We start from the raw sequence: 13,946 nt of genomic DNA on the forward strand, positions 1-13,946 counted from the left end.
GACTTGAAGCTATGTCTATATCTGTATCCATGTTCTAAGGAGATCGGCATGACCCTGACTCACAACCTGGGATTCCCCCGTATCGGCCAACGCCGGGAGCTGAAGAAAGCGTTGGAGAGTTTCTGGAAAGGGGAGATCGACGAAAGCACGTTGCGGGAAACCGGACGCGCGTTGCGGGCCAAACACTGGCAGATCCAGCAAGCAGCCGGTCTGGATCTGATTCCCGTCGGAGATTTCTCCTACTACGACCAGATGCTGGACATGAGCGCCCTGCTCGGGGCGATTCCAGCCCGCTACGGCTTTGCTTACGGTACAGTGGACTTCGCCACGTATTTTGCCATGGCCCGAGGCGACGCAGCGCAGCCCGCCCTGGAAATGACGAAGTGGTTCGACACCAACTATCACTATCTGGTGCCGGAATTCACAGCGGAGACCCGCTTCCAACTATCCAGCACCGCTCTGTTCGAAGCGGTGGCGGAGGCCCAAGCTCTGGGGGTACAACCCAAGCCGGTGCTGATCGGCCCGCTGACTTACCTGTGGCTGGGCAAGGAAAGGGCGGCACAGGCGGAGCGGGCTGAAAATCATCCGCCCGCTGTGGCAGGCTGCGGGCACAGTCATGCCGCTCCCCGCGTGCACGCTGCCGGGTTTGACCGGCTCTCCCTGCTGGACCGCTTGCTGCCCGTCTACGCGGAGATCCTGGCCAGGCTGAAGGCGCAGGGGGTGAACTGGGTGCAGATGGACGAGCCGGCCTTGGTGCTGGATCTGCCCGCGGAATGGCTAGGGGCTCTGGACAGGATCTATGCGGCACTGGCGACGGCGGACGCTCCAAGGATCCTGCTGACAACCTATTTCGGCTCGGTGGCGGAGATCGCCGGGCAATTGAAGAGGCTGCCCGTGGCCGGCCTGCACCTGGATCTCGTGCGGGCGTCGGGGCAGTTGGAGGCTTTCTTGGCCGACTACCCGGCGGACAAGGTGCTGTCACTGGGCGTCGTGGATGGCCGCAATGTCTGGCGCGCCGATCTGGACGCAGCCTTGAGCACGCTCGAAGCGGTCAGGGCCGTGCTGGGCGAGCGGCTCTGGATTGCGCCCTCTTGCAGCCTGCTGCACGTCCCCATGGATTTGGAGGAAGAAAGCGGGCTGGACCCTGAACTCAAATCCTGGCTTGCCTTTGCCGTGCAGAAATTGGACGAGGTAAAAATTCTCGGCACCGCCCTCGACCATGGGCGGGAGTCCGTGGCCGAGCCGTTGGCCGCCGCCCGCGCTGCTCGGCAAGGCCGGCGGAACTCCACGCGCATCCACAATCCGGCGGTCAGCGCCCGGGTGGCAGCGCTCACGCCTGGCGACGATCAACGCCGCAGCGCTTTCCCCCAACGCCAAGCAGCCCAACGGGAACGGTTCGGACTGCCATTATTTCCCACCACCACCATCGGCAGTTTTCCGCAGACCGACGCCATCCGGCGCGCACGCCTGCAGTTCAGGAAAGGCATGATCGAGGCAGCGGCATACGAGCAGGCCATGCAGGGCGAGATCGAGTACGCGGTGCGACGCCAGGAAGCCTTGGGCCTGGATGTGCTCGTGCATGGCGAGGCCGAACGCAACGACATGGTAGAGTATTTCGGTGAGCAACTGGAAGGCTTCAGCTTCACCCGGCATGCTTGGGTGCAGAGCTATGGTTCCCGCTGCGTGAAGCCCCCGATCATTTTCGGCGATGTGTCCCGACCGCGGCCCATGACCGTTTCCTGGACGCGCTACGCGCAATCCCTCACCGAGCGGCCCATGAAGGGAATGCTCACGGGGCCTGTGACCATCCTGCAGTGGTCATTCGTCCGCGACGATCAGCCGCGTGCCGAGACGGCGCTGCAGATCGCTCTCGCCATCCGGGACGAGGTGCGGGATCTGGAAAGGGCTGGCATCGGCATCATTCAGATCGACGAGCCCGCCTATCGCGAGGGACTGCCTTTGCGGAAAAAGGACTGGGAAGACTACCTGGCCTGGGCCAGCCGGTCGTTTCGCATCGCGGCCAGCGGGGTGGATGATGCCACGCAGATCCATACCCATATGTGCTACAGCGAATTCAACGACATCCTGCCGGCCATTGCGGCCATGGATGCGGATGTCATCACCATCGAGACGTCCCGCTCGCAGATGGAACTGCTGGACGCCTTCGGCCAGTTCGACTATCCCAACGAGATCGGGCCGGGTGTCTACGATATCCATTCACCCCGCGTTCCCGCTACGGAGGAGATGATCGCGTTGCTGGAGAAGGCGAGCCGGGTGGTGCCGCCGGAACGGCTGTGGGTCAATCCGGATTGCGGTTTGAAGACGCGCAAGTGGGAAGAGGTCGAACCGGCGCTGCGGAACATGGTGGACGCGGCCCGGGCGCTGCGCGCATCCACACGCCGTGGCTGAGCTAACCGCGCTTGCGTGCCCGGTATCCCAGCCAGCCCAGCACGGAAGCGAGCAGCAGCATCAGCAGCAGGATTTCGGCATGCTTCATGCGCGCGAGCAGGAAGGCGAGGCTGGCGCTGAAGGCGTAGCCCAGGCCCGCGATGCCGGCGCTCCAGAGCAGGGCGGCAGGGATGTTGATGACGGCGAAGCGCACGCGGGGGTAGCCGTGGCTGGCCAGCAGCAACAAGGACACCGTGCGCACGCCGTAAAGGAAACGAAAGAATACGGCGGCGAAATCGCCGTAACGGGCGATGAAGGCCTCCGCCCGGGGCGCATGCAGAGACAGGCGCGGGTGGCGCGCCAGCAGTCTCGGGCCGTAGCGCTGTCCGGCCAGGAACAGGCCCTGTTCCGCCAGGGTGCTGGCAGCCCAGCCGGTGAGAATCACGCCGGTCAGGTGCAGGTGCCCGGCGTGGGCCATGGCCCCGGCCAGCATCAGAATGGTTTCCCCTTCCATGAGCACGCCGACGAAGAGCATCCAGTAGCCGTAGCGTTGGAGAAAAGCGCCGAGGCTGGCCAGGGTGGCGTTGTCCACGCCCAAGGCTGCCAAAAGCTCGTGCATGAGGTCTACTCCGCGCGCCGCTTGCGGCAGGATGATGTCGAGCACGCCGGGGCGCCGCCGGCCGGTAACGCCGCGGCTAGGCCGTCGGCACCAGAACGCGGCCGCCATGCTGCCGGTTGTATTGGGCCAGGATCCGTTCCGCCACGCCTTTTCCCTCCCCCCGTTTCACCAGCGCCACGCAGGCGCCGCCGAAGCCGGCGCCGGTCAGGCGGGCGCCGTAGGTGGCGGGGTCCTGCTGCAGCAGCGCCACCAGGGTGTCCAGGGCGACGACGGAGACTTCGTAATCGTCGCGCAGGCTGGCGTGGGAGGCGTTCATGAGCTCGCCGAAGCGCGCGGCGGACACGCCGCCGGCGGCCTCGAGCACGCGCCGGTTCTCCGAGATGACATGGCGGGCGCGGCGGCGCAGCGGTTCGGGCAGCCGTTCCGCCTGCGCTGGATCGCCGACGTCGCGCAGGGCGGCCACCCCCAGGCGCCGCGCGGCCTCCTCGCATTCGGCGCGGCGCTGGTTGTACATGCTGCCGGCCAGGGTGCGCGGCACGCCGCTGTCGATGACCACGATCTCGGCCTGGTCGGGCAGGGGCAGCACCCGGCGTTCCAGCGTGCGGGTGTCGAGAAACAGCATGTGCTCGGTGTCGGCCAGGCTGGCGGCCATCTGGTCCATGATGCCGCAGCGCACGTGGGCGTATTCGATCTCGGCCTGCTGGGCGACTTGGGCGATGATCACATCGTCCAGGCTGAGCGCGAAGAGCGCGCGCAGGGCGCGCAGGGTGGCCACTTCCAGGGCCGCGCTGCTGGACAGGCCGGCGCCCATGGGCACCTGCGAGTCGATGTGCAGCAGGACCGGGCCGAGCGGGTGGCCGCGCGCCTGCAGGAGGCGGATGCAGCCGAAGACATAGCTGGCGAAGCCCTGGGGGGCGGGGCCGTCCGGCGCCGCGCCGATGAGCTCGTCCAGGCGGGCGGCGTAAAAATGGTGGCGGTTGTCCGGGCTGCGCGACGCCTGCACGTGGGTGCGCTGCGGGATGGCGGTCGGCAGGACGAAGCCGTCGTTGTAGTCGGTGTGCTCGCCCAGCAGGTTGACGCGGCCTGGGGCGTCGGCCCGGGCCTCGGGCGGGATGCCGAAGATTTCCTCGAAAGACTTCATCAGCGCTCCAGCGGCAGGGGCCGTGGCCGGCCCTGGGTGGTGGTGTGGGGCCAGGCGGGGTCGTAGGTGAGATTCTCGAGCTCGCCGTCGGGCGTGATGAGGATGGTGTCCTCGATCTTGGCGCCCGGCACGCTCGGGTTCCAGGCCACCGCCATGCCCTCGGTGAGCGGGTCGGTGGTGTCCGGGGTGGCGATCACCTCCCGGGAAAGATAACCGGTCAGGCCGCCCTGATGATGCTCGCGGATGGCGTCGGGGTAGCCGTGAGTCTGGTAGGCATGGTCGAGGGTGCGGTAGATCTCGTCCAGGCGCTTGCCGGGGTTGCAAGCCTGCAGGGCGGCGGCCTCGATCTCGCGGACATGGCGGTGCCGTTCGGCGGCCGCGTCGCTCAGGGGTCCAAAGCTGACGAAGCGGGTGAGATTGGCGAAAAGCCCGAACTTACGGGCGCAGAACACCAGCATGGCCTGGTTGCCGAGCCGTTCCCGGGTGGGGGTGGGATGGCGGTAGCGGGGCAGCCGGTTGGCGCCGGCCGCCAGGGTCAGCGCCGGTTCCAGCCCGCGCGCCCACAGGGCCTCGGCGCCGGCGCCGGCCAGTTGGTATTCCTTCCAGCCCGGCTCGGCCCGGGACAGGACCTCGGTCATGGCTTCGCCGGCGAGCCGCCCGACCAAGCGGTAGCGTTCGATCTCGCTGTCGAGCAGGATGCGGCGCTGGCGGCGCCAGCCGTGGGGCAGGGGCGCTTCCCCGGCCTGCGGACGGTCGCTGAGCACGATGGCGCCGTCGGTCATGTCGCGGACCCGGGCCTCGCGCTCCTGCGGCTGCGCCCAGGGGGTGACCAGCAGGTCGAAGTTGGACGGCAGCTCCTCCTCTTCCAGTCGCCTTGCCTCGATTTCATCGGTCAGCACCCAGGCACTCTCCAAGGTGACCAGGATTTCGGCGACGCCGGTTTCCGCGGTGAGCAGCACCGTGGGCGAAGCACCGGCCGTGATCCAGGTGAACCAGTCGGTGCCCCGCAGGCGCACGCCCCCGGCGTCCGCTTCCATCAGGCCGGCGCGGAGGGTAGCCAGCTTGGCGTTGACTTCGTCGCTGCGATTTTGCACGGCATCACCTCAATCGATGGAGACCTCCACCGCCTGCAGCTCCCGGGCCTTGTCCTCGGGCAGGGCGTCGCTGGCGAACATGCCGGCGGCGAGTTCGGTGCCGGCCAGGAATTTGAGCCGGTCGCGGGTGCGATAGGGCGGATAGAACTCGGCGTGCAGATGCGCTTCCGGGTGCGCCTGTCCGTCGGTCGGCGCCTGGAACCAGGCCATGAGATAGGGGAGGGAGCGCTGCCACAGGCCGTCATACTTGAGCAGCACGGTTTTCAGGGCGCGCGCCAAGTCCTGCCGCGCCGCGGGCGGCAGTTCGTAGAGGTAGGGCACGGCGCGGCGCGGCGCGACCCAGACTTCGTAGGGGTAGCGGGCCCAGGCGGGCAGCCAGGCGAGCGCGTGCTCGCCCAGGTAGAGCACGCGCTCGCCGCTCCCGATCTCCGCGTCGATGAGGTCCTGGAGTAGGGAGCGGCCGTGGCGCTCGTGGTATTGGCGCTCCTGGGCATTCATGCGCGCCGGTACCGGCGGCACGAAGGGGTAGGCGTAAATCTGGCCATGGGGGTGGTGCAGGGTGACGCCGACTTCCACGCCCTTGTTCTCGAAGGGCAGCACGTACTGGATGTCCGGCTGCGCGCCCAGGGCCCGGGTGCGTTCCGCCCAGACCTGGATCAGCAAGTCGATGTGGGCCAGCGGCAGGGCAGCCAGGGAGGTATTGGGGTCCTGGGTGAAAACCACCACCTCGCATTTGCCGGTGGCCGGCAGGGTGTCGACGATGGACGGCGGGGCATCGTGGGCGAGAGGGGTGAGCGACGGGAAGCGGTTGTCGAAGACGGCGACGTCGTAGTCGCCGGCGGGCAGTTCCGTGGGGTTTTGCGGGTCGGTGGTGATGGCCAGGGGGTTGTACTCGGGGGGCGGCATGAAAGTGCGCCCCTGCCGGTAGCTGGCGTAGGTCACCCACTCGCCGCGCAGGGGATGCCAGCGCAGGTGCGGGTTGGCCCGGATGGTCTCGCCGGGGGCCGGAGCCGACAGGGTCGGGTCAATGGGGCGGCGGCTGTAGAGGATGAGTTGCCGGCCATCCGGCTTCTGCAGGGTCAGCGAATACATGGGTTTCCTCAGTCGGATCCGCAGGTGGCCTTGCGGATCGCTGCAATGGGGATCTTCGGCGTGCGGTCGGCGTAGAGTAGGCCGTTGGCCTCCTGGAAGGTGTCGGTGAACTGGGTGTAGCAAAATCCGCTGAACATGCCGATGTCGCGCACGGTCTCCAGGTAGGCCGTGTAGCGGCGCTCGAAATCCTGGACGCTGCTGGTGCTGCTGTAGCCCCAGATGCCTTCCGCCTCAGGGGTCTCGGTTCGCGACAGGGCGATGCCGCCGAATTCGGTGAGCATGATGGGCTGGCCGCGGTGCGGGTAGCCGTCCAGGGTGAGGATGCGCCCGCCCGGGCGCCGGCGGTCGAAGAGTTCCTCGGGCTTGATCTTGGGACCGTAGCGCTCATGGAAGTTGGACGGGTCCCGGTCATAGTCGTGAATGCCGATGATGTCGGTAGCCGTGCTTTCCCAGCCGTCGTTGCCGATGACCGGGCGCGTGGGGTCGAGGGTCTTGGTCAGGTGATAGAAGGCCTGCACCGCATCGCGATGTTCGGCGGTCTGCGGCAGATCCGGCACGCCCCAGGACTCATTGAAGGGCACCCACACCACGATGCAGGGATGGCTGTAGTCGCGGTCGATCACTTCCTTCCATTCGCGCATGAGGCGCTGCACCGCCCGGCTGGTGAAGCGATAGGCGCTCGGCATTTCCTCCCAGACCACCAGGCCCAGGGTGTCGGCCCAGTAGAGGAAGCGCGGATCCTCGATCTTCTGGTGCTTGCGCACGCCGTTGAAGCCCATGGCCTTGACCAGTTCGATGTCGCGGCGCAGGGCTTCGTCCGAGGGCGGAGTCATGAGCGTGTCCGGCCAGTAGCCCTGATCCAGCACCAAGCGCAGATAGTAGGGGCGGCCGTTCAGCATGAAGCGGTCGCGCTGGACGTACACCGCGCGCAGGGCGGTATAGGACTGCACCCGGTCGACCAGCCGGTCGCCGTCCCAGAGGGTGACTTCGGCCTGGATGAGCTTGGGTGATTCCGGGCTCCACAGCAGCTCGTTGCGGTAATCGTCGATGCCGGGATCGGCCAGGACGATGCGCCGCACCACTTCGCCGTAGATGACCGCGTAGTTGTCGTCGGCCAGGATCTGTTCGCCGTGGCTCAGCCGGACGCCGATGCGCATCTGATGGCTGAGGTCGCCGGCGATGTAGGCTTCCATGGTGATTTCCCAATCCACCAGATCGGGCGTCCAGCGCAGCCGTTCGAGATAGGTCTCGGGGACGCGCTCCAGCCACACCGTCTGCCAGATGCCCGAGGTGCGCGGATACCAGATGCTGTGGGGTTCCAGCATCCAATCCTGCTTGCCGCGCGGCTTGGCCAGGTCGTGCGGGTCGTCGAGGGCCTGCACCGTGACCCGTTGCGGTCCGTCGGGACGCAGCGCCCGCGTGATGTCCGCCGTGAATGGCGTGTGTCCGCCCTCGTGTTCCACCACCAGCTGGTCGTTCACCCAGACGCGGGCCTGATAGTCCACCGCGCCGAAGTGGAGCAGGACGCGGCCTTCGCCGGGCGGCGCTTCGAATTCGCGCTCATACCAGCATACCGGGTGGAAGCCGGTATCGCCGATGCCGCTGCGCTCGCTCTCGGGCGCGAAGGGCACCTGGATGCGCAAGGGCCAGTCCCGGATGTCGCCGGGCAGCTCATGGCGTCCCTGGTCATCGAAGGTGAAGCGCCACTGGCCGTCCAGCGATTGCCAGGTGGCGCGTTGCAGTTGCGGGCGTGGGTGTAGCGTCTGATCCATGCAGCCCTCGGTGATGGCGACGGTAAAGAAGGATTCGAGCACAGAAGTGGCGGGCGGTGTGATGGCCGAAAGTCTGAGCGCCTGAATTGAACCACATAATCTAGGACTAAGGGGCTATTCTAGTGCCTGTTTTCTATCTATATAGTGTCTGATTCTGGGGGATCGTGCGATTTTTGTCGGAATAAAATAATTTTTTGTTTAGATCAAGAGCAAGATGCGGTCCTGAGTCGAAAGATGTTGCGCTTGGGATACAACTGGGGTGGGCTGGATGTGACCCGAGTCGATGGGTATTTTGAAATTATGGCGGTTTCGCTACCTGTTTTGGAAAAATGGTGAAAAAGCCCAAAAGGACTATCTATGGAAAAATCCCGACCCGACAACTTCAGCAGTGCCGAGCCGCAACAGCGGCTAGCGCCGCAGCAGAGGCTCATCAAGCATGGTTCGACCGCCCATTCGGAGCTGTCCCTCATCGTTCACAGCCATCTGCGCTGGGATTTCGTGTGGCAGCGGCCGCAGCAGATCCTGTCCCGCCTTGCGGAACGCTATCCGGTGCTCTTCGTCGAGGAGCCGGTATTCACGGAGGAGGCCGCGCAGGGTCAACTGGAAGTCGCGGCCGTGCACGCCAACGTGCTCAGAGTCATACCCCGGTTGACTGCCGCGCTGCGGGACGCGCGCGATGCCGCCCAGACCCGGGTGCGTGATCTGCTGCAGGATTTCCTGCGCTCCAGCGAGCACCTGACGCGGCGCTTCCAGCAGCCGGTGCAGTGGTTCTACACGCCGATGCCGGCGCCGGTGATGCTCGGCCAGTTCGGCGAGATCGGCGTGGTCTACGACTGCATGGATGAATTGTCCAAATTCCGCTTTGCGCCCGCTGAGCTCATCGAGCGCGAAATCCAACTGATGGAGGCCGCCGACGTGGTGTTCACGGGCGGCTACAAGCTGTACGAGGCCAAAGCCTGCAAGCATGACAATGTGCATTTTTTCGGCTGCGGCGTGGATGTGGCGCACTTCCAGAAGGCGCAGTCGCCGGCAACCAAAGTGCCCGCCGATGTCGCGGCGGTCCCGGGGCCCGTCCTGGGCTTTTACGGCGTCATCGACGAACGCCTGGACTACGAGCTGCTGCGCAAGCTGGCCGCGGCGCGGAGCGACTGGTCGCTCGTGATGGTCGGGCCGGTGGTCAAGGTCGATCCCGCCGAATTGCCCCGCGCGGACAATATCCACTGGCTGGGGCAAAAGGATTTCAGCGAACTGCCGGCCTACGTGAAGGCCTTCGACGTTTGCCTGATGCCCTTCGCCCTGAACGAAGCCACCGAGTACATCAATCCCACGAAAACGCTGGAGTACATGGCCGCCGCCAAGCCGATCGTCTCCACCGCGGTGGCCGACGTGATCCGCAATTTCACCCCCATCGTGCGGGTAGCGCACAGCCACGAGCAATTCGTGCAGACGGTGACCGAGGCGCTGGCCGCCGAGCCCGAGTTGCTGGCCCAGGGCGTGGCGCGCGCCGCGGCCTCCACCTGGACGGCGATCGTGGCCGAGATGGAGCAGATCATGTGCAACGCCGTGCTGGGCGGCCAATCGCCGGCGGTCGCCGGCGCGGTCTAGGAGTCGCGCGAGCCGGGGCGTAGCGCTTGCGCCCCGGGAACGCCCACAATTGCTGAGAGGTCCATATGATCAAGATAGATTTTCTGGTGGTCGGCGCGGGCTTTGCCGGCAGCATCGTCGCCGAGCGGCTCGCCAGCGCCGGCCGTCAGGTGCTGATCATCGACAAGCGCCCGCACGTGGCGGGCAATGCGTACGATGAGCACGACGCGCACGGGGTGCTGGTGCACCGCTACGGACCGCACATCTTCCACACCAATGCCCAGCGCATCGTGGACTACCTGTCGCAATTCACCGAGTGGCGGCCTTACGAGCATCGCGTGCTCGCCCAGGTGGAAGGACAGTTGCTGCCGATCCCAATCAACCGCGACACGGTCAACCGGCTCTACGGGCTGAACCTGGACGAGGCGGGAGTGCAGGCCTTTTTCGAGCGGGTGCGCGAGCCCCGCGAGCCGGTGCGCAGCAGCGAGGACGTGGTGCTGAACACGGTCGGCCGGGATCTCTACGAGAAATTCTTCAAGCACTATACCCGCAAGCAGTGGGGCTTGGACGCCTCGGAGCTGAGCGCCGGCGTCGCCGCCCGCATTCCGGTGCGGACTAATCAGGACGATCGCTATTTCACCGACACTTTCCAGGTGATGCCGCTGCACGGCTACACCCGCATGTTCGAGCACATGCTCGACCACCCCAACATCCGAACGGAGCTGGGGGTCGATTTCGCCGCGATCCGGAACAAGGTCAAGGCCGGGCACATCGTCTACACCGGGCCCATCGATGCCTACTACGACTACTGCTACGGCAAGCTGCCATACCGCTCGCTGCACTTCGAGCACGAGCACCTGCCGGCGCTGGCGCAATACCAGCCGGTGGGTACGGTGAACTATCCCAACGACCATGCCTACACGCGCATCACCGAGTTCAAGCACCTGACCGGGCAGGCGCACGCGGGCACCTCCATCGTCCGCGAGTATCCGCAGGCGGAAGGCGATCCGTACTATCCCATTCCGCGGCCCGAGAACGAAGCCCTATACAAGCGCTATCAGGCCCTGGCGCTGCAGGAGCCGCACGTGACCTTCGTCGGTCGCTTGGCGCAGTATCGCTACTACAACATGGATCAGGTCGCCGCCGCGGCCCTGAAGGCGGCCGACAACATCCTGGGGGTGGCGCAGGAAGTCGCCTGAAGGCCTTGTTCTCGCACTGGACAGCCGGTCGGCCGAAGCCGCCGGCTGTTTTTCGCTTCAGGACGTGCCCTGCGCAGGCACGCTGACGCGCGTGTCCACCGCCAGGGCGGCCTGCCAGTCCACTTCGCACTCGGCCAGGTAGCGCTCCAGCGCCCTGTCCAGCGGAGGCAGCAAAATGCCCCGCCCGCTGGACAGGGCGCTGTAGCGCGGCCGCCGGGCGGGCAAGGCCAACTCGTCCTGTCGGCAGGCGGTGACGCGCCTGGGATCCAGGCCCGCGGCTTGCGCCATCCGCCGCGCCAGCGCCGCCCAGGAGATCTGTCCCCGGTTGGCCAGATGCCAGATGCCGGATTCGCCGTCGATCAGGAGGTCCAGGCAGGCATTGACCAGGTCGGGCACGTAGGTGGGCGAGACGATGGCGTCGTCGGCGGCCCGGAAGCGCTGGCCGGCCGCCAGGGTGCGCAGGGCCACGGTCACGAAGTTGTACTCGTCCCACGGACCGAAAAAGGCGCTGGTGCGGACGACGAGGGAACGGGGGCAGTGGGCCAGCACCAGCCTTTCCGCTTCGGCCTTGCTCCTGCCATAGACGTTCAGCGGCAGCGCCGGATCTGCCTCATGGTAGGGCCGATCCTGTTCTCCGTCGAAGACCAGATCGGAAGAGAAGGTCAGCAGGGGCAGGCCCAGCCGCGCGCAGACCTGCGCCAGTGCGCCGGGCCCCTGGGCGTTTTCCCGAAAGCAGCGCTCCGGCTCGCGTTCCGCGTCGTCGACGCGGACGTAGCCGGCGGCATTGACCACGGCCCAGGGCTGGAGCGCGCCGAGTGTCGCGGCGACCATGTCGGCATCGGCGATGTCCATGTCCGCCCGGCTCAGCAGCCGGTAGGGGATGCCGCGGATCTTGCAGATCCGGGCGAAGGCCCGGCCCAAGGTGCCGCGCGCCCCGACGATCACCAGCGCCCGTGGGAGGCCGAATTGGGCCGTGCGCCGGTCCCGGCGCTTCTGTTTCAGCTGCTCGGCCGTGCTGGCGTCGAGCACGGAGATGCCGAAGCTGAGGCGCTGCGGCCGTTGCCACCAGCCCGGCGAATCCAGCAGCGGGTGACGCGGCTCACGGCCCTCGCTCAGGTCCCGGAGCAGCCCGGCCAGGGCGGTGGGGCGCGGCTGCGTCCCGCTCAGGTCGAAGACCCCGGGCTCGTAGTGGCCGTTGGCCTGAGTGACCAGACTGTTCCAGTCATAGGCGCCCAGCAGGGTCCAGGCGGTGACGGCGCGCAGGTCCATTCCCGCGCGCCGGGCGTCCGCGGCCGCCTGCCAGACGTACATGAACCAGCGCAATTGCTCTTCCCGCGTGCAGCCGTTGTGGACCTCGGTGATCGCCATCGGCAGCCGGAAGCGCTCCCAGCATTCGCCCAGCAGGGCTTTCGGCCCCCACAGGCCCAGGGCACGCACGCGCACGGCCTCCGCGTCCACGTAGCGGTCGCGGCCGTTGCCGCCGTGGGTGTGCGGCGGATAGCGTTCGAGACACTCGTCCAGGAAGCGCTCGCTGGTCAGATAATAGTTGAGCCCCAGCACGTCCGGCGGGCAGGCGTGCTCCTGAAACCAGAGGATGTCGGCCTCGCGCTGCCCGCTTTCGAGCAGGTAGGACCACAGGGGGTGATGCTGGTCCACGCGGCCCATCAGCAGATCGAAGCCGAGCCAACGCCGTTCATTTTCGAAATCGGCCTGGTAGGCCAGCCTGGCCGTGCTGAAGACCTTGCGCAGATCCTCGGTCTGGATCAGGCGGGCGGCCGGATTGACGGCGCGGATGGCCTCCATGGCGCGCACGACGCCGCGGCATTCGTTGAAGAGAATCCGGATGAAGCTCGCCTCGTCGCGCCGGTGCGGATGCCAGAGGCCGTACAAGCCGCTGAAGCGCGCCGTGGTGAGCGGCTCGTTCACCGGCGTGAACAGTTCCACCCAGGGGTAGCGCTGCGCGAAGGCGGCGGCGAAGGCTGCCAGCTTGTCGGCGAAGGCCGGGTCCAGGAGGCCGGTGTAGCGGGGGCCGCTGCCGTGGTGGACGAAACCGACGATGGGCGTGATGTCCAGCTCGCGCAGGCGGTGCAGGCGCTCATCGGCCCAGCGCCAGTCGGCCGCGTCGATCCCGTCGGGCGCGATGCGTTCCCACAGGATGGGATAGCGCAGGATTTTCAGGCCCAAGGACGCGAAGCGATCCAGATCCTCGATGCGCTGGGCATGCCCACTCCAGGCCAGTTGGTCGAAGTATTGATCTCCGACCCGGTTCACGGTGCATTCGACGCCGCCCCACAACTCCAGGCCGTGCGTGTTGAAAACCGGTGAGTTCATGGGTTTCCCTCCTGATTCCCGGCAAAGCGCGATTTTTGCAGACAGGAGACTCCGAATGTAAAGGAGCCGTTGCGCTGTAACCATCAGGCTTCGGACTGAAGCAGAGCGGCCGGGGCTGCTTGGGGTCGGCTATACTCGACGGTATCGAAACGCATTGCTGAGGATGTTTTCATGTTTCGTCGAATCCAGTTCCTTTTTCTGCCGCTGGCCGTCGCCGCGTCGCTGAGCCTCCCCGCCGCCCACGCCGCGGCGCCGGCTGCCGCAGCGACGGCGGCCCAGCGGCCCATCATCCAAGTTGAGAAGCGCCAGGACATCCGTGTGGCCTATGACGTCAAGGACGACGTCTGGGAGGCGGGCATCGGCAAGGCCTTGTACTACGTGCGCGGGCTGCTGGAGGCCTACAAGTCGCAGGGCGTGGCGCCGGGGCAGCTGCACGTCAGCGTGGTCCTGCACGGACCCGCCGCCTATTGGGTGCTCAACGATGCCGCCTACCAGCGCTTCAAGAAGGACGAATTCGCCTACAATCCCAATGACAAGGTGATCGGGGAGCTGCTGGCCCACGGCGTAAGCGTGGAGCTGTGCGGCGTCACCATGAAGGCGCAGGGCTGGCGGCCCGAGGACGTTTTGCCCGGGGTCGTCATCGTCCACGATGCCTATACCCGCCTCATCGACCTGCAGCAGCGCGGCTATGCCTACATCCGCTTCTGAGCCGCGGCAGGGGAGAGC

The 13,946-nt window shown here is 66.5% G+C and carries 10 protein-coding genes; 4 read left to right on the top strand and 6 right to left on the bottom strand.

Annotated features, from left to right (window positions below; all coding sequences use genetic code 11):
- Positions 1-48: 48 nt before the first annotated feature.
- On the top strand, positions 49-2,409 hold the full coding sequence (gene metE / locus G579_RS0102030; protein ID WP_028988857.1) for a 5-methyltetrahydropteroyltriglutamate--homocysteine S-methyltransferase: 2,361 nt from the start codon (positions 49-51) through the stop codon (positions 2,407-2,409).
- A 1-nt stretch (position 2,410) separates the two neighbouring features.
- Here metE and G579_RS0102035 read toward each other — a convergent pair whose 3' ends face one another.
- The 5 genes from G579_RS0102035 to G579_RS0102055 are packed head-to-tail and all read right to left on the bottom strand — an operon-like array spanning position 2,411 to position 8,106.
- Positions 2,411-3,052 carry a DedA family protein gene (locus G579_RS0102035; protein WP_051180717.1) on the bottom strand — a complete coding sequence of 214 codons (642 nt, stop codon included), beginning with the start codon at positions 3,050-3,052 and terminating at the stop codon, positions 2,411-2,413.
- A 31-nt stretch (positions 3,053-3,083) separates the two neighbouring features.
- Positions 3,084-4,148, bottom strand: a complete 1,065-nt coding sequence (gene galK / locus G579_RS0102040) for a galactokinase (RefSeq protein ID WP_028988859.1) — start codon at positions 4,146-4,148, stop codon at positions 3,084-3,086.
- A complete protein-coding gene (locus G579_RS0102045) occupies positions 4,148-5,242 on the bottom strand; it encodes a M24 family metallopeptidase (RefSeq protein ID WP_028988860.1) in 1,095 nt (364 codons plus the stop codon). The genes galK and G579_RS0102045 overlap by 1 nt, the downstream gene beginning before the upstream one ends.
- 9 nt (positions 5,243-5,251) lie before the next feature.
- Positions 5,252-6,334 carry a galactose-1-phosphate uridylyltransferase gene (gene galT / locus G579_RS0102050; RefSeq protein WP_028988861.1) on the bottom strand — a complete coding sequence of 361 codons (1,083 nt, stop codon included), beginning with the start codon at positions 6,332-6,334 and terminating at the stop codon, positions 5,252-5,254.
- 8 nt (positions 6,335-6,342) lie between these two features.
- On the bottom strand, positions 6,343-8,106 hold the full coding sequence (locus G579_RS0102055) for a glycoside hydrolase family 2 protein (RefSeq protein ID WP_081662537.1): 1,764 nt from the start codon (positions 8,104-8,106) through the stop codon (positions 6,343-6,345).
- Between the two features lie 357 nt (positions 8,107-8,463).
- Here G579_RS0102055 and G579_RS15295 point away from each other — a divergent pair, with 357 nt between their 5' ends.
- Complete coding sequence (locus G579_RS15295; protein WP_051180718.1) at positions 8,464-9,711, top strand: glycosyltransferase; 1,248 nt, start codon at positions 8,464-8,466, stop codon at positions 9,709-9,711.
- A gap of 65 nt (positions 9,712-9,776) precedes the next feature.
- Positions 9,777-10,889: a UDP-galactopyranose mutase gene (glf, locus tag G579_RS0102065; RefSeq protein WP_028988863.1), complete on the top strand. Its 1,113-nt coding sequence runs from the start codon at positions 9,777-9,779 to the stop codon at positions 10,887-10,889.
- Positions 10,890-10,946: 57 nt separating this feature from the next.
- Here glf and rfbD read toward each other — a convergent pair whose 3' ends face one another.
- The gene (gene rfbD, locus G579_RS15300) at positions 10,947-13,220 is read right to left on the bottom strand and encodes a dTDP-4-dehydrorhamnose reductase (protein ID WP_051180719.1); all 2,274 of its coding nucleotides are present in this window, start codon (positions 13,218-13,220) and stop codon (positions 10,947-10,949) included.
- Between the two features lie 171 nt (positions 13,221-13,391).
- On the opposite strand from rfbD, the gene G579_RS0102075 reads away from it, so the two are divergent.
- Positions 13,392-13,928 (top strand): DsrE family protein, encoded by a 537-nt coding sequence (locus G579_RS0102075; RefSeq protein WP_038017628.1) that lies wholly within the window; start codon positions 13,392-13,394, stop codon positions 13,926-13,928.
- Positions 13,929-13,946: the final 18 nt, after the last annotated feature.

The organism is Thermithiobacillus tepidarius DSM 3134 (assembly GCF_000423825.1).
Classification (GTDB): domain Bacteria; phylum Pseudomonadota; class Gammaproteobacteria; order Acidithiobacillales; family Thermithiobacillaceae; genus Thermithiobacillus; species Thermithiobacillus tepidarius.

What these genes read in the sequence shown, in the direction of transcription:
- glf (WP_028988863.1), top strand. Translation starts at nt 9,777, where the DNA reads ATGATCAAGATAGATTTTCTGGTGGTCGGCGCGGGCTTTGCCGGCAGC.
- G579_RS15295 (WP_051180718.1), top strand. Translation starts at nt 8,464, where the DNA reads ATGGAAAAATCCCGACCCGACAACTTCAGCAGTGCCGAGCCGCAACAG.
- galT (WP_028988861.1), bottom strand. Translation starts at nt 6,334, where the DNA reads ATGTATTCGCTGACCCTGCAGAAGCCGGATGGCCGGCAACTCATCCTC.
- rfbD (WP_051180719.1), bottom strand. Translation starts at nt 13,220, where the DNA reads ATGAACTCACCGGTTTTCAACACGCACGGCCTGGAGTTGTGGGGCGGC.
- G579_RS0102055 (WP_081662537.1), bottom strand. Translation starts at nt 8,106, where the DNA reads ATGGATCAGACGCTACACCCACGCCCGCAACTGCAACGCGCCACCTGG.
- metE (WP_028988857.1), top strand. Translation starts at nt 49, where the DNA reads ATGACCCTGACTCACAACCTGGGATTCCCCCGTATCGGCCAACGCCGG.
- galK (WP_028988859.1), bottom strand. Translation starts at nt 4,148, where the DNA reads ATGAAGTCTTTCGAGGAAATCTTCGGCATCCCGCCCGAGGCCCGGGCC.
- G579_RS0102075 (WP_038017628.1), top strand. Translation starts at nt 13,392, where the DNA reads ATGTTTCGTCGAATCCAGTTCCTTTTTCTGCCGCTGGCCGTCGCCGCG.